The organism is Sporosarcina oncorhynchi, assembly GCF_033304615.1.
In the GTDB taxonomy this organism is placed as follows: domain Bacteria; phylum Bacillota; class Bacilli; order Bacillales_A; family Planococcaceae; genus Sporosarcina; species Sporosarcina oncorhynchi.
Map to the genome: position 1 here is coordinate 1,731,550 of NZ_CP129118.1, position 20,265 is coordinate 1,751,814.

Below are 20,265 nucleotides of genomic sequence, written 5' to 3' on the forward strand. Positions count from 1 at the left end.
AACGGTTTAATCAATCAAATGTTCCAGGCCATACACAAGATCTTTTCTACCGACCACGTTCCGAATCGACAATAAGATACCTGGCATGAAACTTTTCCTATCGAAGGAATCATGACGCAAAGTCAGTAATTCGCCTTCTCCTCCGAGCAATACTTGCTGGTGGGCCAATAAACCCGGCAATCGGACACTATGAATTTTCATGCCATCCACATCTGCTCCACGTGCACCTTCAATATGAACCTGTTCATCGGGATGACCTTGTATATGAGCCGGCCGATATTGTCGGATCATTTCTGCCGTCTTTACTGCAGTACCTGATGGTGCATCCAATTTACGGTCGTGGTGCATCTCAATGATTTCTACATCACCTAAATATCGAGATGCTTGAGCTGCAAACTTCATCATTAAAACGGCTCCGATGGAAAAGTTCGGTGCAATAATACAACCAATATGCTCTGTTTCGACAAGTACAGAGATTTCATCCACTTGACGTCTCGATAATCCCGATGTACCCACAACAGGGTGCACACCGTGAGCAAGTGCCTCTTCTACATTTTTGAAGACCGCATCAGGATCTGTAACGTCTAATAATACGTCTATAGCATGATTTTCCATCATTTGAGCCATGCTTGTATAGATTGGAATGCCGTTACCTTCATCGTTTATATTTCCATTATGTAAATGCAATCCATTATATTTATAATCGAGTGCTGCAATCGCTTCAACGTCGGGTGAAGACTCAATCGCTTCAATTGCCGTCGTTCCCATTCTACCCCTAGCACCAGCTATGGCAACTTTGATCGTCATTCCTGCTCCTCCTTTTTAGTCCATCGATCTGCATCACGTTCTTTGAATTTAGTTAAAACAGTAGTCAAAGCCTTTTCAAGACTAATGCCTTGGGAGTTTGCGAAACAGATAAGCACGAAAAACAAATCACCCGTCTCTTCTTCCAACGATCTGATCTGTTCGGTACTCTTCTTCTTTTTCATGCCAAAGACGTGTTGGACTTCTCGTGATAATTCACCAAGTTCTTCTGTTAAACGGGCCAACAACTCCATTGGTGGAAAATAGCCTTCTTTAAAACCAGCTATATAGGTATGGACGTCATCTTGAAGTAATTGTAATGATTTCGATTGTTCCATTTGCTTCATTTCCCTTCATCTGATATCTTATTCATTCGTATCGCTATTGTCAAAATTTGAAGAATGGTTGATAATAAAAAGGTCTTCAAGAAAGGTGGTCATCTTTTGCTGCGTGGTATAAAATTCAAAAACATCTTTTTCATCTTGTTAGGTGCTGCCATTTTCAGTTTTGGACTCGTGCATTTCAATATCCAACATGAACTTGCTGAAGGCGGCTTCACAGGTATAACGCTAATTCTGTTATTTGCATTCAAATGGGATCCTGCCATCATGAACCTCGTCTTGAATATACCGATGTTCGCCATTGGTTGGAAACTACTAGGCAGAAAAGTATTTATTTATACGATTATCGGAACTGTTGGTGTTTCTGTGTTCCTGAAAGTTTTCATGAAGTACCAATTTACGATTCATATGGAAGATGATATGTTCCTCGTTGCTCTATTCGCCGGTATATTCATCGGAATCGGACTCGGCATCATTTTCCGCTATGGTGGAACTACTGGCGGTGTAGATATTATCGCACGTTTGGCACATAAATACATAGGCTGGAGCATGGGAAAGACCATGTTCATGTTTGACGCATTCGTCATTATGCTTTCATGGGCTGTATACTTGGACTATCGTTCCATGATGTACACACTCGTTGCGCTGTTTGTCGGGGCTCGAGTCATCGACTTCGTTCAAGAAGGGGCTTATGCGGCAAGAGGAGCGTTCATCATTTCAGAATATCAGGATGAGATCGCTTCCAAAATCACGGCGGAAATGGATCGGGGCGTTACTGTTTTCAGGGGCTATGGCCATTTCACCAAATCCGACCGTGAAATATTATATTGCGTCGTTGGGAGAAATGAAATGATGCGTTTGAAAAATATTATTACCTCAATTGATCCACATGCTTTTGTGTCAGTGACGGATGTACATGATGTACTTGGTGAAGGCTTTACACTAGATGACCAGAAACGACCGTTAGATCATTAAAATTTTATAAAAGAAAAACCCGACCAATTACCATTGCGGTCGGGTTTTTGAGTTAGTCTCTGTTTGTGAAAATAAGAATGAGTCGAAGCAATTCCATTACAGCAACTGCTGTAGCGGCAACATACGTCATTGCAGCAGCACTCAATACTTTTTTCGCATGTGGCTCTTCTTCATTTCGGATAATCCCAAGCTCAACAATTTGGCTCATTGCACGGTTAGATGCATTGAATTCTACCGGCAATGTTACGATTTGGAATAAAACACCTACTGCCATAAAGGCAATACCAATTCCTAGTAAAGATTTTCCCATCGGGATCGTTAAGAGCATACCCGCAATAATGAAAATCCATGAAGCATTTGATGTAATATTTGCAACTGGCGCTAACCGGTGACGGAAGCGCAGGAATGCATAAGCTTCCTTGTCTTGTATAGCATGTCCTACTTCGTGTGCGGCAATTGCAGTACCCGCGACGGACGCATGATGAAAATTGTCTGAAGATAAAGCGACTATTTTTGTCATTGGATTATAATGATCGCTTAGAAAACCTTTGCTCTCTACCACTTTTACATCTTCCAAGCCATTACGGTCCAAAATAAGACGTGCAACTTGTGCCCCTGTCATTCCCGATGTAGATCGGACTTGTGCATATTTTTTATATGTGCTTTTTACTTTGAATTGAGCATACAATGGAAGCAAAATGATAATGCCCAGATAAATCAAAAACATCTTCGGTTCCCCTCCCCTTTTCTATCACTATTTTATAACGCCTACCATGTAAGCGCAACTTTTTACTATTACGCTATAACTTTATCTGTTTTTGTTCTGTTTTTCCATACCCAATAGGCAATCGTTATACAGATGATTGAAAGCCAAAATGTGAAGTAACCGATTTCATTTATATTTTTCATCAAATCATGATAAATCGGCATCTGTTCAAAGACATAATCGATAAAATCATTATGTAATGTCCAAATCGCGGCTATTACAATGTGACCAAAACGGAATTTATAAAACGGAATATATAGTAACGCCTGCAATGCCATTGCAAAATGTGAAATGATGAGCATCCATCCCACCCAACCGATTGATCCGTTCTCTAAAAGTGTCAGAAGGTTCATAACGACTGCCCATAAGCCATATTTAACAAGTGTGATAAGCGCGAGTGCTTCAATCAGCTTAAAATGTTTTCCGATAAGCCAACCCAAAATGGCAATTGTGAAAAACAAGCTTGCTGTTGGACTGTCAGGCACAAATATCCAGAAAATCGGGTCTGTTATTTTCAATTGCCACATATACCAGTCATAGCCATATACAGTTCCGAGCAAATTAACGAAAAGCAATATCCATAAAAATGATTTATGGGATAATATCAACCATATTCGAGTTATCAAAGAAATCTTGACCATCTCCCCATTGATTTGCATGTAACAAAAAAAGAGTCAGTCTCCTGACTCTTTTTTGTTATTCACCAGATTTTAGATTAGCAAGGAATTCAGCTAAAATTTCAAGATCTTCATCCGTGCCTGTCCATTGGTCTGCAGGCATTGTACCGATTCCGTTATGAGCGATATCAATGATTTCTTCTGCAGTCAGACCAGTATCAGCTAATGCGGGTCCAAGTGCTCCTTGGAATGCATCACCGTGACAGTTAATACACGAAGAACCAGCATAAATCTGATATTCATCAGATTCCGTATCAAATACGACTTCCTCACGGATAGCTCCTTGTTCTTTAGCTTTCGCCCAGTCATGGTTCGCAACAGATTCCCATGTCAAGTAGAAAATTGATGCAAAGGCTAGAAGCATAAACGCTGTTGGTAAAGGACGTTTAAACGGACGTCTTTCCTTCGATGTATCCATAAATGGAACTAGCATCAAAGCACCTACAGCCAAGCCTGGAATTACGAGAGCTCCAATGACGTTGTAAGGCCCGGAAGCAAATTCATATTTCAGCAATTGATACATGAATAGGAAGTACCAGTCTGGAACTGGTATATAAGTTGTATCTGTCGGATCCGCTTGACGCTCAAGCGGCGATGGATGAGCAACTGTTATAATCAAATATCCAATTAGGAAGATAGCTCCGATCATCCACTCTTTCAAGAGGAAGTTCGGCCAGAATGCTTCCGTTTTACCCGGATATTCAGAGTAATCTTTTGGAACGTTCGGCATTTTACCAGTAGCTTTAATGCGCGAGTCGCCAACGAATTTCATACCTTTTCCGCGTTGCATTTTGTACCCTCCTTATTCTAATTTCAGACAATCGAACATCCACGATTGAAGTGGATCTTATAGAGGTCCGGAAATACCTTGTCTTCTGATCATGATAAAGTGTGCTGCAAGCAACCCAAGCAAAGCAGCTGGTAGGAAGAATACATGAATCGCGAAGAAACGTGTTAATGTTTGTGCACCTAGGATAGTCGAATCCCCTGCAAGGAGGATCTTGATCTGTTCACCGATAAACGGTACAGATGCTGCAATTTCGATACCAACTTTGGTAGCAAATAATGCTTTCATATCCCAAGGCAATAGGTAACCTGTAAAGCCTAGACCTAACATTGTAACGAAAATAAGAACACCGACGATCCAGTTAAGTTCACGTGGTTTCTTATAAGAGCCTGTAAAGAATACACGCAACGTATGTAGGAACATCATTACGATAACAAGCGATGCCCCCCAATGGTGCATCCCGCGCACAATTTCTCCGAATGCTACTTCGTTTTGAAGATAGTAAACGGATTTCCATGCATTTTCAATATCCGGGGTATAGTACATTGTAAGGAACATTCCTGATAGAATCTGGATGACCGTTACGAAAAACGTCAAACCACCGAAACAATAGATGAATGCAGAAAAATGATGTGCAGGGTTTACGTGCTCTGGTACTTCATGGTCAGCGATATCCCGCCAAATCGGGGTGATATCCAACCGTTCATCAACCCAGTCATAAATTTTGTTTAGCACTTCGGTCGTACCCCCTTACATATTAAACTAATGTGTTTGGAACTGTTTTTCCAAGATGAAGATACCCATCCACGATTTCGACCAAATATTCGTCAAGTGGTCCAATAGGTGGTGTTCCCGGTATATTCTTACCGTTTTTCTGGTAACGTCCTGCGTGGCAAGGGCAGAAAAATTCATTTTCATGCTTGTCGCCTTCCCAGCTTACTGTGCATCCAAGATGCTTACAGACAGGAGAAAGTGCTATGATCTCATCGCCTTGTTTGTACACCCAAGCGGTGTCGGAAACGTCTGACTTGTACCAGCCATCTTTTCGATCTTTAATCGTAAAGTCAACACGTACAGGTGTTTCGCTCAAGTCAGCCACTTTTTGAGAAGTGGGAATGAAATCGCCATCACCCTTCGTCTGCAATACAGGATCAACCGCAAAGCGGACCATCGGCATAACTGTGGCCGAAACCATAAATCCACCGACACCCATCAATGTGTAACTCAGGAATTGGCGCCTTGAAACTTTGCTGCTCATCAATTTCCCTCCTCTTACTCCAAAATCAGTCCAACGGACATATTATTGCATATTGTAATACTAGGACATATCTATGATATATCAATATTAATGTAAATTCAATCATGCCATACATAGTAAAAGCAGAATGTGAACAATTCATGAATTTTAATCATTCAATCGACAATTATTTGCTTCCAATACCGGTATATTAAAGATAGGATGGGATTTTTACATCATTGACCACTGTTCTGTGAATTTCGGCAGTATTTGTCTTAGCTGATCTTCAAGAATAGATTGCCGCAATGACACTTCCATACTTTCAAGAGGGATGGAAGGCATCCAGATGACTTGTCCCCCCAATTCTATTTCGCTCCAAGCGTGATCCGTCGTAAGATAAAACACATGCTTGAAAGAAGTGTCATTAAATTCCTGCAATGTCGTTTGTGCCATATTTGCCCTATCCGTTTTAGATGTATAGACAACTGGGGGCACAAACATCATCCTTCCTTTGAACTGTGTTTCAATAAGCGAAGCGAGATGCATGACAAATTCTGTCGAAGATGCGCTTGTCTTTATATTATCCATGTTCGTTTCGACTTTTACAAGCGGTATCACTAAAGTGTCGATATATTCTTTCTGTTGCAAATATGTATTCATATCTTTGCCTGTCCAATTCAACTGTTTTAACCTCCTCTGTAATCCAAGCAAATGACCCCATCGTGAAGACGGAGTCATCAGTCTTTTGCAATTTTCATATCGTTTAACATTGCGGACAAGATGAGAAAACGTTCCCTGTCATTTGAATCGAGGGCTTCATCCACTCTCTTCATCAACAACTCGAGCGACATTGATGTTGCGCTTTCTTCTAACAGCCGTTCAGCGATTTTACGGTCCCTTGCGCTGACTTGCAGTTCTACAGGCAGGAAAGGATTTTCCTCACGTACACTGGCGTAATGAGGACATGTGTGGCTGTTCGGGAAGTTCAGCTGGATATACATTTTTTCATCCGGATGCAGACGTAGATCATGAAAAGACTTTTCCGCATCCGCCGTCATGAGATTGCCTTTGTAAAAACGGAAGGGTATGCTTTCTGAATTGATCGTTGAAATGACCATTGCTCTCGGACAGTAATGAGCTTCATCTGTAAAGTGTACATTTTGAAGAAGTTCCTCATGGCTAAGGAGATAATTCAGAATCCATACACATTCCCTGCGCTTCAATTTATAGCGCTTTAAGAACCATCTAACAAAATCTTTTTTGGCAGCGACAGGAATCATGGCTGTCATATCACACCTCCTCGTCATTTTACATTTCAAGAAAAGCGGTCCATTCCTCATGAGGTTCCAATTTTACAAGCACCCTTACTACTTCGATAGCTTCATCCTTTTTTCCTTCATCCAAAAGGAATCTTGCGTATTTATCTAAAAATGATGGATCATCTTTCATACCAGTATATGCTTTAGTGTAAGATACGTATGCATCCTCGAATTGTTCACTGTTTTCCAATGCAAATGCTTGAAATGCTGATAAAAGTGGCAGCTCCATAACTTCTTCCGTCACGCCAGAGAGCAGTTCAAGCAATTCTTCATTCTGCTCCTTCTGATTGTAAAGTGATGCTAGCGTGATAATGGCATCGATGTACTCTGGATCCAGAGCGATTGACTCGGAAAGATGCTGTTCCGCCTCATCTGTAAATCCAAGCTTCAACGCCGATTTGCCAGCGGAGAGCTGCAATTCTTTATCGAATTCGTCACGATTAATACCGAGTTTGAACAGTTTATAGGCCTTTTCATCTTCACCTGAATTTGCATAAGCCTGACCGCCAAGCATGTATGCCGAAAAATAATCAGGGTCGATTTCGATAAGCTCTTCGACAAGCTCACTACTTTTTTCCGGTTGCCCACTTTGGAAGTATGCGAAAGCGGCTCCAAATAATGTGTCTGGCAGGACTTCATCTTTTAGAATATCATTGTAAAACGGAAGTGCCTCTTCGTATGCAGCTCCGGCACTGTAAGTTTCAGCGATTCTTAATCGGATGTTCACACCTGCAATATCAGCATTCCCTTCATTGTAAAGATCGGTATAGAATTTTGCAGCTTCGATATACCTTCCCGCATCTAATAGCAGTTCAGCATAAGCGAATCGGATGATCGGTTCATGGGGTGCCAACCGATATGCCTCTTTCACTTTATCAAGCGCAGCTTCTGCCATTCCAATCATTTGATAATAGTCTGCCAGCGCCATTAATGCTTGAACGTACTCATCATCATCTGGGGTAATATCAGATAAAAGCAGTAATGCCTCATCCTCTTCTCCAAGTTCCAGCAATGTACCTGCCCTATCGATTTTCAATTGTGCTTCATCGGGTATATGGATCATAAGTACTTCGTATATATGATCTGCTTGTCCGATATAACCGAAATTTACGAGCAATCCTGCAGCTTCATACAGCAAGTCATAGTTTCCATCACTTTCGACTTGATCGATGAGTTCATTAATCTGTTGGATATCTCCATCTTGGACAGCTTTTTCAAAATCATGTAACTGCATCATATTTTCACCTGTTCCTTCAAGTTGTATACATTAGGAAAATTATTCTTCATATGTTGTCAAAGCAAGTTCTTCCAAGTGTTCAAAAAAGTTTGGGTAAGATATAGCGATACAGGATGGATCTTCAATATGAATCGCACCTTCAGATACGAGAGAAGCAATTGCCGCCATCATACCAAGTCGGTGGTCTCCGTATGATTTGAGCGTTCCACCAGTCAGTGGAGTTGGTCCTTCAATGATCATCCCATCTTCAGTCGCCTCTATCCTAGCTCCCAATTTAGTCAACTCAGTCGTAACTGCTGCAATCCGATCAGTTTCTTTGACGCGAAGTTCAGCAGCATCCTTAATAATCGTTTTCCCTTTCGCTTGTGTTGCAAGCAAGGCGATCACAGGCAATTCATCTATAAGAGTAGGAATAATATCTCCGCCGATTTCAATGCCGTGTATTGAAGAATGAGAAACACGTATTCTTCCATAAGGTTCTCCTACTTCATCGGTTTGTTCAAGCAATTCCACTTGGGCGCCCATTTGCCGCAACACCTCAATAATCCCTGTTCTCGTCGGATTCAATCCGACATCGATGAAGTCACAAGTTCCCCCTTCCACAATTGCCGCAGCGACCATAAAGAATGCGGCGGAAGAAATATCTCCGGGAACAGTGACGTCTGTCCCAGTGAGAACACTTCCTCCACGAATCGTCGACGAAGTCCCCTGTTGGCTGATATCTGCACCGAATTGCTTAAGCATACGTTCAGTATGGTCTCTTGAAATCGTCGTTTCAGTGACTGTTGTATCACCTTCCGCATTCAGTCCTGCGAATAAGATTGCTGACTTCACTTGTGCACTCTCGACAGGCATATCATATTCAATGCTTTGAAGTTTCCCTCCAGTAATGGTTAGCGGTAGCAAGTCGCCTCCTTTGATGGAGGCGCCCATCAATTCCAACGGCCCTGTAACTCTTTTCATCGGCCGTTTTGATAATGAATCATCGCCTGTTAAAACGGATTCAATTTCTGAAGCTGACAATATGCCAAGCATCAGTCTTGCTGTTGTGCCCGAATTTCCCGCGTACAAATCAACTGCCGGTTGCCTCCAGTTTCTCAAACCTGGGCTGTCAATAACTACATTCGTGCCCATCCGTTCAATTGTTACGCCAAGTTGCTTAAAAATATCTACCGTTCGTAGACAATCTTCGCCGTCGAGAAAGCCTTTTATTGACGTTCTACCTTCTGCGATGGACCCTAACATAATTGCACGATGTGAAATGGATTTATCACCAGGAACTTTTATCGACCCTTTAATGACCGGTTTATCGAACTTAACGGTTTTTAGTTCAGTCATGATCTACCACTCCTATTCAAAGAATATGCATGCTATAATCCGTCGCTTTTGAGAGTGCAAATCTCGCAGCTTTCCGGTCTTCTGCCGTCTGGAAACTGATAACAAGAATTCCGTAGACATCTGTTCTCGTTTCTACAATTCGAATGTTCGTCAAACTGATTTCTTCTTCAGCAAGAATTTTAGTAATTTCAGATATGACACCGGGGTGATCAGGTATGTCGATATGCAAATCGAAGGTCATATATAATGCGCCTTGGATAGCCCCTTCATACGTGGATGGAAGTTCATCCCTGAACTTTTTAGCGTCATTGAAAAAATCGAATATCTGTTCAGGATCATTGTTAATGATCATTTCCCGTACATGATTCATCTCCTGTAACCAGCCATCTAGTTGTTCAAGTAATTCAAGTCTATTCTGAATCGTAATATCTCGCCACATTGTTGGATCTGCAGAAGCAATGCGGGTAAGGTCGCGGAAGCCCCCTGCCGCCAACTTCTTTACGAATGGCTGAGATGATTCTTGGTCCGCCAACCTACCTACGAGCGAAGAAGCAACAAGATGAGGGAAATGACTGACAATTGCAGTCATTCGGTCATGCTCCAGTGCATCCAACACAACAATTTTTCCTTTTGTAGGAACCAACAAGTTTGATAGCGTTCGAATTCGCTCTTCGCTTTCATCTCCGATTGGAGTCAATATATAATAAGCATTTTCAAATAGATGCCCTTTGGCAGCCGTGACTCCACTTTTGTGGGAGCCTGCCATAGGGTGACCGCCAATGAATGTAAATCCTTTCTCAATCAAACATTTTGCCGCTTCCATAATGGGGCTTTTTGTACTGCCTGTATCTGAAATAATGACGTCTTTTTTGAGATCCCAATCACTTGCTTCTTCTAATAATGATACCGTCGTATTGACCGGCGTTGCGAAAATGATAAAGTCTGCTCCTTCGCATGCTGATTTGGCAGAAGCGGCGACAGTATCGATGATGCCACGACGATAAGCTTTGTCGGCTGTTGCATACGAGCGATCAAAACCTGTTATATGTATATCCTGGTCTTCGCGCTTAAGCGCAAGACCAAGTGAACCACCTATGAGACCAAGTCCAATTATTGTAATATATTTTTTCATAATTACCTACCTGTTTTCATTTAGTAATCGATCAAACGCATGAAATAAACCTGTGTTTTGTTCTTCTGTGCCAATTGTGATTCTTAAATATCCCGGTGTTCCTAAAGCATTTCCGCTTCTGACGATATAACCATTCGTTAATAAGAATTCCGCTGCAGCATCCGCATCACATGGTACTTCAATCAGCACAAAATTTGTTTGTGAATCATAAATATGTAACCGATTATTTTCGGCATACGTTTCGAACCGTTTTCGCTGTTCTTCATTCAATGCTCGACATTTTTCTACAAATACATCGTTTTCCAACGCTTTGCTAGCCACTGCAATTGCCAGTGTATTGGTGTTGAATGGATTACGAATCTTATTCAATTCAGTGATAATATTTGGTGAGGAGACTGCATAGCCAATTCTGAATGATGCAAGTCCGTAAGCCTTTGAGAAAGTACGCAAAATAAGGATATTCGGAAAACGTTCTAGCAAGCTGATGGAATCCACATGCAACGGATCAGTAACATATTCATAATAAGCTTCATCTAGAACGACAAGAATATCGGAAGGCACTTCTTCAAGGAAACGTAGCAAATCTTTGTGAGCAATCAAGTTACCTGTCGGATTGTTTGGATTGCACACCCACATGATTTGCGTACGTTCATCGATTGCTGCTAGGTGTGCATCTAGATTATGTTGCCCGTCAACTAACGGAATTTCAGTTATGGCTGCCCCTTCTACTTTTGCATTATGGGCGTATTGCGGAAATGAAGGAGTGGGCATGACAGTATGCGCGTCTTCATCGAGTAATGCACGGCATATGATTGAAATGATTTCGTCAGAACCGTTGCCAAAAAGAATTGCTTCTTCTTGCACACCATGCTTTTCGGCTAGCTTCTCCCGTAAGATCGTTGCATGTCCATCAGGATAAATCTCAAAAGGCAGGGACGAGCTAGTCAAAAATTCAACCACATGAGTTGAGCAACCATAAGGGTTTTCATTAGAAGCCAATTTAACCACTTCATCAAGCTGGTACTTTTCTTTTACGTCTTCGATTGATCTGCCGGGCTTATAGGGCTTCATTGTGCTTAATGCTTCTTTCCATTTCACTTGAGCTCCTCCAATCTGTTAGATAGTCGCTATTATTTTTGTAAATCAGGACGAAGTTTTACGGCTTCATTTTGATAAATATGTTGAATATCGTTTTGTGGAGTTTCAGTATTTACATGCATGAGCACTCGGATACATAGTGGCATTCCACCGGGTACGTTCATTTCATGCGTGCACATGACAGGTACGAAAGTCCATCCTTGAATTGATCTGACCGCTTTAGCGGGAAATGCAGATGCAATATCCTGTGTAGTCGAGATGACAACTGATACGATATCAGTAGGATTGACATTATTCAGTTCAGCCATTTCCTTCACCAATGATTCTGTAGCAACAAGGACGTAGCCCGCTTCATCTGCCACGACTGTCGTCGCTCCTCTAATTCCCCGAACTGTCATATGCTCTCCCCCTATTGGATTCTTCTTACTAGTTCCTCGAAAACTTTTCGACACTCCTCTGTACTAATCGTTTTGACGATTGGCGATCCAAGCTTTTCAAGGACAACGAAATTCATTTTTCCGAAAGTCGCTTTTTTATCTTTTATCATAAATGCTAAAAACTCTTCAAACTCGTAATCAGATACAGGTGAAAAAGGATAGCCATTTTTCTTGGCAAATTGAATGAATTTGTTCGTAAACACGGCATCCAATTCACCGTGATTTTCGCTCATTACGAAACTGAATGCCATGCCAATCATAATACATTCACCGTGACTCAGTCCGCCAAATCCACAAACTGCTTCAACGGCGTGGCCAAACGTATGTCCAAAGTTCAAATACTTTCTTGATGATTGTTCAAATTCATCCTCAGCAACAATAGTTGCTTTCACTCGAATTCCTTTTAAAAGCTCTTCAGCAAGCCACTTTTCACTAGGGGAAATAAAACTCTTTTCAGCTAAAAGCTGTTGGCTCCAGTAGGGGTCAGAGATGAATGCATGCTTCATAAGCTCTGCTAACCCTGATCGGATTTCACGTACAGGCAACGTCCTAAACAGGCTTGTTTCAAATAGAACAGCCGCTGGTTGATGAAAGGAGCCGATCATATTTTTTCCTTCGGGCAAATTGATAGCTGTTTTTCCTCCAACTGCACTGTCATGTGAAAGAATCGTTGTAGGGCATTGGATAAACCTGATTCCCCGCATGAATGTTGCTGCAATGAAACCAGTTAAATCCCCGCAAGCTCCTCCCCCGAAAGCAATTAACATCGAATTCCTTGTGAAGCTTTCATTTAACAGAAATGATTGACACTCTACATAGACAGCCGCAGTTTTGCATTGTTCACCCGCCGGTACAATTTTTACGACCGGTTCAATACCGCATTTTTGCAATGCGACCAAAAGTATCTGGAGATGAATGGATGCCACTTGTTCATCCGCAATAATACCGATTTTATCGGCACTATCCAACAGTTCCTTATAACGGTTGGATAACAACTCATATACACCATTGTCTATATGCACATCATACGATGTATCCGGCAATTGAACTGTAAGTGTGCCCATGTCAGAACTCCTTTACATATTTTCTATACTTCGAAATTTCCTCTTTCAATCCCTCAATTGTGTCTGAACGGAATTCGTCCATAATCGCTTTCGCCATTTCTGTCGCGATGACATGCTCTGCAACAACGGATGCGGCTGGAACTGCACATGGATCTGACCTTTCGATTGTTGCGGTAAATGCCTCTTTCGTTTCGATATCAACACTTTCAAGCGGCTTATACAAAGTTGGAATAGGCTTCATGACTCCGCGTACAACGATTGGCATTCCTGTAGTCATTCCTCCTTCGAGGCCACCGAGGCGATTTGTTTTGCGGTAATAGCCACGGTCTTCTGACCAAGCAATTTCATCATGTACTTCACTGCCCGGAATTTTCGCCATGCCGAAGCCAAGTCCGAATTCCACACCTTTAAACGCATTTATGCTCATCATCGCTCCAGCAAGCTTTCCATCCATTTTACGATCGAACTGCACATAACTTCCAATTCCAGGTGGACAACCTTCAATGACAACTTCGACGACACCACCAAGCGTATCACCTCGGCCTTTGATGTCATCGATTGCAGCAACCATTTTGGCCGAAGCTTCCTGATCTGCACAATAAACAGGATCATTTTCGACAATTGCCCGCAATTCTTCTATCGATACATTTGCATATGAATTCACATTTGTTTTTATTCCGCCGATTTCAGTCACATAGGAGACAGTTTGAATGCCAAGTTCGCGTAAGAACTGTTTTGCTACTGCTCCGATCGCAACTCGCATAGTTGTTTCTCTGGCTGAAGACCTCTCAAGTACATTACGTAAGTCACGGTGACCGTATTTCATACCACCGACGAGATCTGCATGGCCAGGACGTGGTCTTGTAATTTGTCTTTTAATGTCTTCCGGTTTGACGTCATCCTCCAAAGGCTCGATTCCCATAATTCCAGTCCAATGCTTCCAGTCATCATTGACGACAGTCAGCGTAACTGGTGATCCAAGTGTTTTACCATGTCTGACTCCAGAAGTGATTAGAACTTGATCCTTCTCAATCTGCATCCTGCGACCGCGTCCATGACCACCTTGTCTTCTCTTCAATTCGGTATTGATCATTTCTGCCGTCAATGGCATCTGAGCAGGCAAACCTTCTATAATAGCGGTCAATTGCGGACCATGTGACTCTCCAGCTGTGAAAAACCTCATTCCAATTCCTCCTTTGTCATTATCTAAGACGGATTAGCAAACTTCCGTTTCATAGCACTTTATCAAACCAGAACAGGTTTGACCATATCTATATTTATAAAATGAATGATTACTAGATTTTTCGGTAAAAGAAAGTCTCTTCAGATTCAAATCCGTATTTACTAGGATTGAAAATCTGTTCAGTACTGCCAACGAATAATACGCCTCCAGGTCTAAGTGCTTTTGAGAAGCCTTGGTAAATTTGGTCTTTCGCTTCCTCAGTAAAATAAATCATGACATTTCTGCAGACAATTAAATCAAAACCTGTACCATACGGATCATTCAAGAGATTTTGTTGCTTAAATTGAACCGTTTTTTTGATTTCATCTTTTACTTGGTAATGCTGTCCTTCATTAATGAAATATTTGTTCAGAATTACTTTTGGTACCTCTTTCAACGAACGTTCAGAGTAAAGTCCGACTTTTGCCCGTTCTAACACTCCGGAATCAAGGTCTGTCGCCAATATCGAAATATCTTTCAGTGGGCTATGTGAAGAGAGGACCATCGCAAGTGAATAAGGTTCTTCCCCCGTGGAACATGCCGCACTCCAAATCTTCAGTTTCTTGTTAGCGGACAGTAACATCGGGAAAATCTTTTTATCGAGTACGTCCCAGCGCTGACTATTCCTATAAAACTCTGAGACGTTAATTGTCATCCTATCCAAAAATTCATCAAGCAATTGTTTATCATTATGTATGGCTAAATAATAATCGTTAAAGTTCTTAAATCCTCTTTTTTCATATAAAGAAGTGAGTCTTCTCTTCATTTGGGCCTCTTTATAAAGTGATAAATCGATTCCTGTTTTTTTATTGATTTTTTGTATAAAATCCGTATAATCCGTCAATCCCATTTCCCTCCTGCAAACCTTTTTTCCCATTATAGCCGAAAAGGGTCAGATAATGTGTGAAAAATACAATTCGGTACAACAAACTGACATATTCACTTATATTTATGCAGTAAATGCATATCGATTAAACTTTTAATAATAGCAAAAACAGCCGTGCGTCGGAACGCTTGGCTGTTTTAATAGTGATCAGATTTGCTGAGTCGCTCAGTTAATCCAGCTGATCATTGACTTATCGTAGCTTACAAGCTCTTCTTCTTTGAAGAACAGGTTGATTTCACGAGCTGCTGAATCAGATGAATCAGAACCGTGGATAATGTTTTTGCCAACAGTGACTGCGAAATCTCCGCGGATTGTTCCTGGAGCTGATTCTTTAGGATTAGTTGCTCCCATCATCAAACGAGCTGTTGAAATGACGTTTTCCCCTTCCCAGACCATTGCGAAAACTGGACCGGAAGTGATGAAGTCAACTAGCTCACCAAAGAATGGACGCTCTTTGTGTTCGCCATAATGCTGTTCTGCCAACTCCTGAGAGATGTTCATAAGCTTCGCGCCCACTAATGTAAATCCTTTGTTTTCAAAGCGATTTACGATTTCTCCAACTAGGTTACGCTGTACGCCGTCAGGCTTGACCATCAAAAATGTTTTTTCCATTTATAAACACTCCTTCACATATGTATGGAATTTTCTCCTTACTGATCGTACCACTCAGATTGCAAATTTTCAACTGTGATCTCACCAATCAATACTTTCTTTTGCTAAGAAATTCAGCAATTTGCAATAATGATCTTTTCGCTTCACCTTCGGGTAAAGACTCCACTTCTAAGACTGCTTTGTTCAGATATAGATTACTCACACATTGCGCTTTCTCTACAGCTCCGGATTGTCTTATAAAAGCAAGCATTTTTACGCGATCTTCTTCAGTCAAAGAACCTTCAAAAGCAGATTTCAAGTACGGTTGGAAATCAGGATCATCTTTTATGTATAATGTCGGCAACGTCAAGTGTCCGTTCAGCAAGTCGCTTCCAGCAGGTTTACCTAACTTTTCATCTGTCGATGTGATATCCAGAATGTCATCCACGATTTGGAAAGCCATTCCTGCAAAGTATCCAAATCTCTTGAGCTTGCCAACTATTTCAGTTTCAGCATTCGAAGCAAGTGCGCCTAGCTCACAACTGGAAGATAGTAACAAGGCTGTCTTTCTCTTAATACGGCGTAAATAATCTCTAAAATTCTGATCAACTCTTTTTTGATATTCAATCTGGATAATTTCGCCTTTGCATATTTCCAACATTGTTTCTGCAAGCAATTGATGGACGGCTGGAATTTCAATTTCACCAATGGAAACTAGGGCTCGCGAAAAAATATAATCGCCCGTATACATCGCAATACGATTATTCCATCTTGCTTTAACCGTTTCAAAACCTCTTCGCACATCAGAATTGTCTATGACATCATCATGGACAAGTGAAGCCATATGTATAAGTTCAAGTGAAACCGCGACTTTGGAAACATTGTCCAAAGAATATTCGCCAAATTGGGAAGACAATATGACAAAAATTGGTCGGATCCTTTTCCCGCCCGCACGCAATAATAAAAGTGATGCTTGCCGAATGACTGGGGAAGACGAGTCCACGGATTGCTCAAGCTCCTTTTCAATGAACGAGAGGTCTTTTCGGAAAGCTGTGTAAAGCGACATTAACTTCAATTTCTCCAAGACAATTACCTTCCCCGCTTGCAATTATTTGAATGCGATGTGCCCTGCAGCTGCTCCACCGCTGTACTTTTTGAATGATACTTCTTTGAACCCGGCATCAACGAACATTTGGGATAATTCCAGTGCTCCCGGGAAATCATCGGCCGATTCTTGAAGCCAGGAATACTCATCATAACTTTTCGCAAATAGTTTTCCGAAAAGCGGCATAATGAACTTGAAATAAAACCTGAATAATTGTCGGAAGACAGGAATTTCACTCTGGGATGTCTCCAGACAAGCTGCCATTCCTCCCGGCTTTAGTACTCGCTGTATTTCTTTAAGTACTTGCCCGTAGTCAGGTACATTACGCAATCCGAAACCAATTGTCACATAGTCAAATGAATTATCTTCAAATGGCAGTTGCATTGCATTACCTTGAATTAGATGGATATTCGGATATGGTTTAACTTTCGGTGCCGCAGATGACAGCATACTTTCGCTGAAATCCAACCCTGTCACATGCCCCTGAGGACCAACAGTATCAGCTAGCGCAATTGTCCAATCCGCTGTTCCACAGCAGACATCCAATGCACGTGAACCTTCTTGGACATTCATCCGTAACATAATATCATTTCGCCATTTTTTGTGCTGGTTAAAACTAATGACAGAGTTCATCTTGTCATATTCTCCAGCAATGTTCTCAAAAACATGATGGACCTTTTCTTCTTTTGGTGTTTCCATAAGTTTTCTCTTCCTTCCTCAAATCGTCTTTCCTAATAGAGGTGTCGCCATCCTATGGATTTCCTGCTTTAAAAACGGGCTTAGAAAACCGGCTTTCATAAGCTCCTCATGAAGTGTGGAAGTTAGTATGGATATTGCCGTTTCAATATTGGACGTTTTCATCTTGTTGCTTGTCCAACCATTTTGTACAGCAGGATCCTTCATCAATTTTCTGGAAAACCATATAAGCGCCAAAGCAGTTCGTGATATGTCGGCATATCGTGAAAACCCGTAGCTCTGATGGAATTCGGTAATACACCCAGATTCAATGCACATCATCGCATGCATGAGTTTTTCCGGACTTAACATCCCTTCCATTAGCACATTAGTCTTTGTCTCATTAATGCGGCCAATCACTTCAGACATAGCTGTTATAAATTTAAAATCCGGTATCGAAGCTAATAATCTGTAATGGATACCGCTAAAATGATCTCCTGATAGTACCATAAGCTGTTGGTCTTTAGATGAGGCATCCAGCATATCTACTCGATCATGTATATCGAATGCGGCATGGACTGCTCCAACAGCGATCGCAGATGTGTTAAGAGCGTACGACCATTCTTCCCCATTTAAAAATGGCAATAGAAGAAAAAACGCCTTAGCCTCGTCAAATGGCATTCTCCCGAGCTCCCTATGTGTAATAGGTTCACGGATGGAATGCTCGACTTCCCTTATATAGTTTTGGATCGTTCGATTCATTATTTGTCTGTCCATCTTCGGTTCTCCATTCAAAGATAACGTGAAAGAGCAATCCCGTATGATCTATTCTTTCCCATCGCTGTAAACAATGCCGTGCGCAGAATGAATTTCAGACTTGCCACGGATTTTCATAGCAGATGTGTGCTCAGTAAATTGAGCAATCATAACTTCGCCGCGATCCAGTTTTTCGGTATGGTGGAATTTTGTATCATTTCCCCTTGTAAGACCGATGACATTTACACCGTCTTCAAGAGCTTTGATCATTATATAATCAGGTTGTGCCATGTGTACCACTCCTGTCGTTCATATATATTCCATCATATCATAGAATTCCGTCGCTTCGCAAAGACATCAAGCCTACTTGATAAGAGACAGAATCTCCGCTCTTTTCACATCATCATGTTCATAAATGCCACGAGCTACTGTTGTCACAGTTTTTGATCCAGGTTTCTTTATACCTCTCATCGTCATGCACATATGCTCAGCTTCGATAACGACATAGACACCGACAGGATTAAGCATTTCCATCATAACATCCGCGACAGTGGAAGTGATTCTTTCTTGTAATTGTGGACGTTTCGCCGTTGTTTCGACAGCCCTTGCTAACTTGCTCAATCCAGCAACGACTCCGTCACGCGGTATGTATGCAATGTGGGCATGTCCATAAAATGGCACAAGATGATGTTCGCACATTGAATGGAATGGTATATCTTTGACGAGCACCACTTCATTGTGGTTCTCATGAAAAACCGTTTCAAAGTAATGTTTCGGATCAATATTAAGTCCTTCGAAAACTTCAGCATACATTTTCGCAACCCGTTTAGGTGTTTCCAGTAAACCTTCACGTTCTGGATCTTCACCGATCGCCTCAAGAATCATCGTAACAGCTTTTTCAATCTTACCGAGATCCATTTCTGTCATTTTGCCAATCCCCTCATCATTCAGTAATGCTATTCCTTCAAAGATAGTAGCATAAACCTACAAATACGTACAGTTCGCGGATTCCTTCAAGTTGCTAACCCGCTGGGCAAATGAAAAAGAGGGCCGCCCGATCCATCTGTTAGCCAGACTTTGCGGACGGACCCCCTATGTAACCTTAAAGATTACTTGACAGCATCTTTAAGAGCTTTACCTGCTTTAAATGCAGGAACCTTGCTAGCTGCAATTTCAATTTCTGCACCAGATTGCGGATTACGTCCTTTACGAGCAGCACGTTCGCGCACTTCAAAGTTTCCGAAACCAATCAATTGTACTTTATCACCATTAGCAAGTGTCGATTGGATTGTATCGAATACAGCTTCAACCGCTTTAGTAGCATCTTTTTTAGTTAGACCCGCTGCTTCAGCAACCGAGTTGATCAATTCTGTTTTATTCACACCATTCACCTCCTCTCAATGGGAACTATACTTTAGATGCTCCGAGTGGCAGCCGTTCGGGTCGTTTCAGAATTACCGAAAGGCAAAAAACGCCTTTGCAGGAATTCTTCCAACGCCTGTCACGGCTAAACGCCACTCTCCGCTTTTCTTTTGTCCAGCTCCGAGTGGCAGCCGTTCCGGTCGTTTCAGAATTACCGAAAAGGCAAAGGACGCCTTTGCGGTAATTCTTCCAACGCCTGTCACGGCTAAACGCCACTCTCCGCTTTTCTTTTGTCCAGCTCCGAGTGGCAGCCGTTCGGGTCGTTTCAGAATTACCGAAAAGGCAAAGGGCGCCTTTGCGGTAATTCTTCCAACGCCTGTCACGGCTAAACGCCACTCTCCGCTTTTCTTCACTGTAAAAAGAGTAACATACTAAAAACCGCGGTGCAACAATATT

At 41.7% G+C, this 20,265-nt stretch carries 26 protein-coding genes; 1 reads left to right on the forward strand and 25 read right to left on the reverse strand.

The genetic code is table 11. The annotated features are described in order from the left end of the window. Nucleotides 1-6: 6 nt before the first annotated feature. Nucleotides 7-807 carry a 4-hydroxy-tetrahydrodipicolinate reductase gene (gene dapB, locus QWT69_RS08255; RefSeq protein WP_317970801.1) on the reverse strand — a complete coding sequence of 267 codons (801 nt, stop codon included), beginning with the start codon at nt 805-807 and terminating at the stop codon, nt 7-9. Next, a complete protein-coding gene (locus tag QWT69_RS08260) occupies nt 804-1,142 on the reverse strand; it encodes a nucleotide pyrophosphohydrolase (protein WP_317970803.1) in 339 nt (112 codons plus the stop codon). The genes dapB and QWT69_RS08260 overlap by 4 nt, the downstream gene beginning before the upstream one ends. Nucleotides 1,143-1,247: 105 nt before the next feature. On the opposite strand from QWT69_RS08260, the gene QWT69_RS08265 reads away from it, so the two are divergent. Beyond that, nucleotides 1,248-2,120, forward strand: a complete 873-nt coding sequence (locus QWT69_RS08265) for a YitT family protein (RefSeq protein ID WP_317970804.1) — start codon at nt 1,248-1,250, stop codon at nt 2,118-2,120. Nucleotides 2,121-2,172: 52 nt separating this feature from the next. Here the strand turns inward: QWT69_RS08265 and QWT69_RS08270 are convergent, their stop codons facing one another. The 23 genes from QWT69_RS08270 to QWT69_RS08380 form a co-directional block, all read right to left on the reverse strand. Next, entirely contained in the window at nt 2,173-2,847 is a 675-nt protein-coding gene (locus QWT69_RS08270; RefSeq protein ID WP_317970805.1) for a zinc metallopeptidase, read from the reverse strand. Nucleotides 2,848-2,915: 68 nt separating this feature from the next. Next, the gene (gene lhaT, locus QWT69_RS08275; protein ID WP_317970807.1) at nt 2,916-3,527 is read right to left on the reverse strand and encodes a lipoprotein heptaprenylglyceryl N-acetyltransferase LhaT; all 612 of its coding nucleotides are present in this window, start codon (nt 3,525-3,527) and stop codon (nt 2,916-2,918) included. Nucleotides 3,528-3,582: 55 nt separating this feature from the next. After that, nucleotides 3,583-4,353, reverse strand: a complete 771-nt coding sequence (locus tag QWT69_RS08280) for a menaquinol-cytochrome c reductase cytochrome b/c subunit (protein WP_317970809.1) — start codon at nt 4,351-4,353, stop codon at nt 3,583-3,585. A gap of 57 nt (nt 4,354-4,410) precedes the next feature. Next, nucleotides 4,411-5,085, reverse strand: coding sequence for a menaquinol-cytochrome c reductase cytochrome b subunit (qcrB, locus tag QWT69_RS08285; protein WP_060208191.1), 675 nt, complete (start codon nt 5,083-5,085; stop codon nt 4,411-4,413). A 22-nt stretch (nt 5,086-5,107) separates the two neighbouring features. Beyond that, entirely contained in the window at nt 5,108-5,611 is a 504-nt protein-coding gene (locus QWT69_RS08290; protein ID WP_317970811.1) for a QcrA and Rieske domain-containing protein, read from the reverse strand. Nucleotides 5,612-5,818: 207 nt separating this feature from the next. Further along, a complete protein-coding gene (locus QWT69_RS08295) occupies nt 5,819-6,268 on the reverse strand; it encodes a DUF2487 family protein (RefSeq protein WP_317970812.1) in 450 nt (149 codons plus the stop codon). 56 nt (nt 6,269-6,324) lie between these two features. Then, a complete protein-coding gene (locus QWT69_RS08300) occupies nt 6,325-6,876 on the reverse strand; it encodes a ReoY family proteolytic degradation factor (protein ID WP_317970814.1) in 552 nt (183 codons plus the stop codon). Nucleotides 6,877-6,895: 19 nt separating this feature from the next. Next, entirely contained in the window at nt 6,896-8,143 is a 1,248-nt protein-coding gene (locus QWT69_RS08305; RefSeq protein WP_317970816.1) for a tetratricopeptide repeat protein, read from the reverse strand. Between the two features lie 39 nt (nt 8,144-8,182). Then, on the reverse strand, nt 8,183-9,481 hold the full coding sequence (gene aroA, locus QWT69_RS08310) for a 3-phosphoshikimate 1-carboxyvinyltransferase (protein WP_317970818.1): 1,299 nt from the start codon (nt 9,479-9,481) through the stop codon (nt 8,183-8,185). Between the two features lie 16 nt (nt 9,482-9,497). Further along, nucleotides 9,498-10,613 (reverse strand): prephenate dehydrogenase, encoded by a 1,116-nt coding sequence (locus tag QWT69_RS08315; RefSeq protein ID WP_317964672.1) that lies wholly within the window; start codon nt 10,611-10,613, stop codon nt 9,498-9,500. A 6-nt stretch (nt 10,614-10,619) separates the two neighbouring features. Next, complete coding sequence (gene hisC, locus QWT69_RS08320; protein WP_317964674.1) at nt 10,620-11,711, reverse strand: histidinol-phosphate transaminase; 1,092 nt, start codon at nt 11,709-11,711, stop codon at nt 10,620-10,622. A gap of 32 nt (nt 11,712-11,743) precedes the next feature. Continuing rightward, the gene (gene aroH, locus QWT69_RS08325; protein ID WP_317964676.1) at nt 11,744-12,109 is read right to left on the reverse strand and encodes a chorismate mutase; all 366 of its coding nucleotides are present in this window, start codon (nt 12,107-12,109) and stop codon (nt 11,744-11,746) included. A gap of 11 nt (nt 12,110-12,120) precedes the next feature. Beyond that, entirely contained in the window at nt 12,121-13,212 is a 1,092-nt protein-coding gene (aroB, locus tag QWT69_RS08330; protein WP_317964678.1) for a 3-dehydroquinate synthase, read from the reverse strand. A gap of 1 nt (nt 13,213) precedes the next feature. Then, nucleotides 13,214-14,395 (reverse strand): chorismate synthase, encoded by a 1,182-nt coding sequence (gene aroC, locus QWT69_RS08335; protein WP_317964680.1) that lies wholly within the window; start codon nt 14,393-14,395, stop codon nt 13,214-13,216. Nucleotides 14,396-14,507: 112 nt separating this feature from the next. Further along, a complete protein-coding gene (locus QWT69_RS08340; RefSeq protein WP_317964682.1) occupies nt 14,508-15,278 on the reverse strand; it encodes a CheR family methyltransferase in 771 nt (256 codons plus the stop codon). A gap of 207 nt (nt 15,279-15,485) precedes the next feature. Continuing rightward, nucleotides 15,486-15,932, reverse strand: a complete 447-nt coding sequence (gene ndk / locus QWT69_RS08345) for a nucleoside-diphosphate kinase (protein ID WP_317964684.1) — start codon at nt 15,930-15,932, stop codon at nt 15,486-15,488. A gap of 88 nt (nt 15,933-16,020) precedes the next feature. Beyond that, nucleotides 16,021-16,995 (reverse strand): polyprenyl synthetase family protein, encoded by a 975-nt coding sequence (locus tag QWT69_RS08350; protein ID WP_317964686.1) that lies wholly within the window; start codon nt 16,993-16,995, stop codon nt 16,021-16,023. Nucleotides 16,996-17,019: 24 nt separating this feature from the next. Then, on the reverse strand, nt 17,020-17,715 hold the full coding sequence (locus tag QWT69_RS08355; protein WP_317964688.1) for a demethylmenaquinone methyltransferase: 696 nt from the start codon (nt 17,713-17,715) through the stop codon (nt 17,020-17,022). Between the two features lie 18 nt (nt 17,716-17,733). Further along, nucleotides 17,734-18,468 (reverse strand): heptaprenyl diphosphate synthase component 1, encoded by a 735-nt coding sequence (locus QWT69_RS08360; RefSeq protein ID WP_317964690.1) that lies wholly within the window; start codon nt 18,466-18,468, stop codon nt 17,734-17,736. 48 nt (nt 18,469-18,516) lie between these two features. Further along, nucleotides 18,517-18,738 (reverse strand): trp RNA-binding attenuation protein MtrB, encoded by a 222-nt coding sequence (gene mtrB, locus QWT69_RS08365; protein ID WP_317964692.1) that lies wholly within the window; start codon nt 18,736-18,738, stop codon nt 18,517-18,519. Nucleotides 18,739-18,810: 72 nt separating this feature from the next. Then, nucleotides 18,811-19,374 (reverse strand): GTP cyclohydrolase I FolE, encoded by a 564-nt coding sequence (gene folE, locus QWT69_RS08370; protein WP_317964694.1) that lies wholly within the window; start codon nt 19,372-19,374, stop codon nt 18,811-18,813. A gap of 182 nt (nt 19,375-19,556) precedes the next feature. Further along, nucleotides 19,557-19,829, reverse strand: coding sequence for an HU family DNA-binding protein (locus QWT69_RS08375; RefSeq protein ID WP_317964696.1), 273 nt, complete (start codon nt 19,827-19,829; stop codon nt 19,557-19,559). Between the two features lie 72 nt (nt 19,830-19,901). Beyond that, the gene (locus QWT69_RS08380) at nt 19,902-20,222 is read right to left on the reverse strand and encodes a hypothetical protein (RefSeq protein ID WP_317964698.1); all 321 of its coding nucleotides are present in this window, start codon (nt 20,220-20,222) and stop codon (nt 19,902-19,904) included. Nucleotides 20,223-20,265: the final 43 nt, after the last annotated feature.

Excerpts from the sequence above, each read along its gene's own strand:
- aroB (WP_317964678.1), bottom strand. The coding sequence starts at position 13,212 with ATGGGCACACTTACAGTTCAATTGCCGGATACATCGTATGATGTGCAT.
- QWT69_RS08270 (WP_317970805.1), bottom strand. The coding sequence starts at position 2,847 with ATGTTTTTGATTTATCTGGGCATTATCATTTTGCTTCCATTGTATGCT.
- QWT69_RS08315 (WP_317964672.1), bottom strand. The coding sequence starts at position 10,613 with ATGAAAAAATATATTACAATAATTGGACTTGGTCTCATAGGTGGTTCA.
- QWT69_RS08300 (WP_317970814.1), bottom strand. The coding sequence starts at position 6,876 with ATGACAGCCATGATTCCTGTCGCTGCCAAAAAAGATTTTGTTAGATGG.
- aroH (WP_317964676.1), bottom strand. The coding sequence starts at position 12,109 with ATGACAGTTCGGGGAATTAGAGGAGCGACGACAGTCGTGGCAGATGAA.
- QWT69_RS08260 (WP_317970803.1), bottom strand. The coding sequence starts at position 1,142 with ATGGAACAATCGAAATCATTACAATTACTTCAAGATGACGTCCATACC.
- QWT69_RS08280 (WP_317970809.1), bottom strand. The coding sequence starts at position 4,353 with ATGCAACGCGGAAAAGGTATGAAATTCGTTGGCGACTCGCGCATTAAA.
- mtrB (WP_317964692.1), bottom strand. The coding sequence starts at position 18,738 with ATGGCACAACCTGATTATATAATGATCAAAGCTCTTGAAGACGGTGTA.
- QWT69_RS08360 (WP_317964690.1), bottom strand. The coding sequence starts at position 18,468 with ATGGACAGACAAATAATGAATCGAACGATCCAAAACTATATAAGGGAA.
- aroC (WP_317964680.1), bottom strand. The coding sequence starts at position 14,395 with ATGAGGTTTTTCACAGCTGGAGAGTCACATGGTCCGCAATTGACCGCT.
- ndk (WP_317964684.1), bottom strand. The coding sequence starts at position 15,932 with ATGGAAAAAACATTTTTGATGGTCAAGCCTGACGGCGTACAGCGTAAC.
- QWT69_RS08305 (WP_317970816.1), bottom strand. The coding sequence starts at position 8,143 with ATGATGCAGTTACATGATTTTGAAAAAGCTGTCCAAGATGGAGATATC.
- dapB (WP_317970801.1), bottom strand. The coding sequence starts at position 807 with ATGACGATCAAAGTTGCCATAGCTGGTGCTAGGGGTAGAATGGGAACG.
- folE (WP_317964694.1), bottom strand. The coding sequence starts at position 19,374 with ATGACAGAAATGGATCTCGGTAAGATTGAAAAAGCTGTTACGATGATT.
- lhaT (WP_317970807.1), bottom strand. The coding sequence starts at position 3,527 with ATGGTCAAGATTTCTTTGATAACTCGAATATGGTTGATATTATCCCAT.
- aroA (WP_317970818.1), bottom strand. The coding sequence starts at position 9,481 with ATGACTGAACTAAAAACCGTTAAGTTCGATAAACCGGTCATTAAAGGG.
- QWT69_RS08355 (WP_317964688.1), bottom strand. The coding sequence starts at position 17,715 with ATGGAAACACCAAAAGAAGAAAAGGTCCATCATGTTTTTGAGAACATT.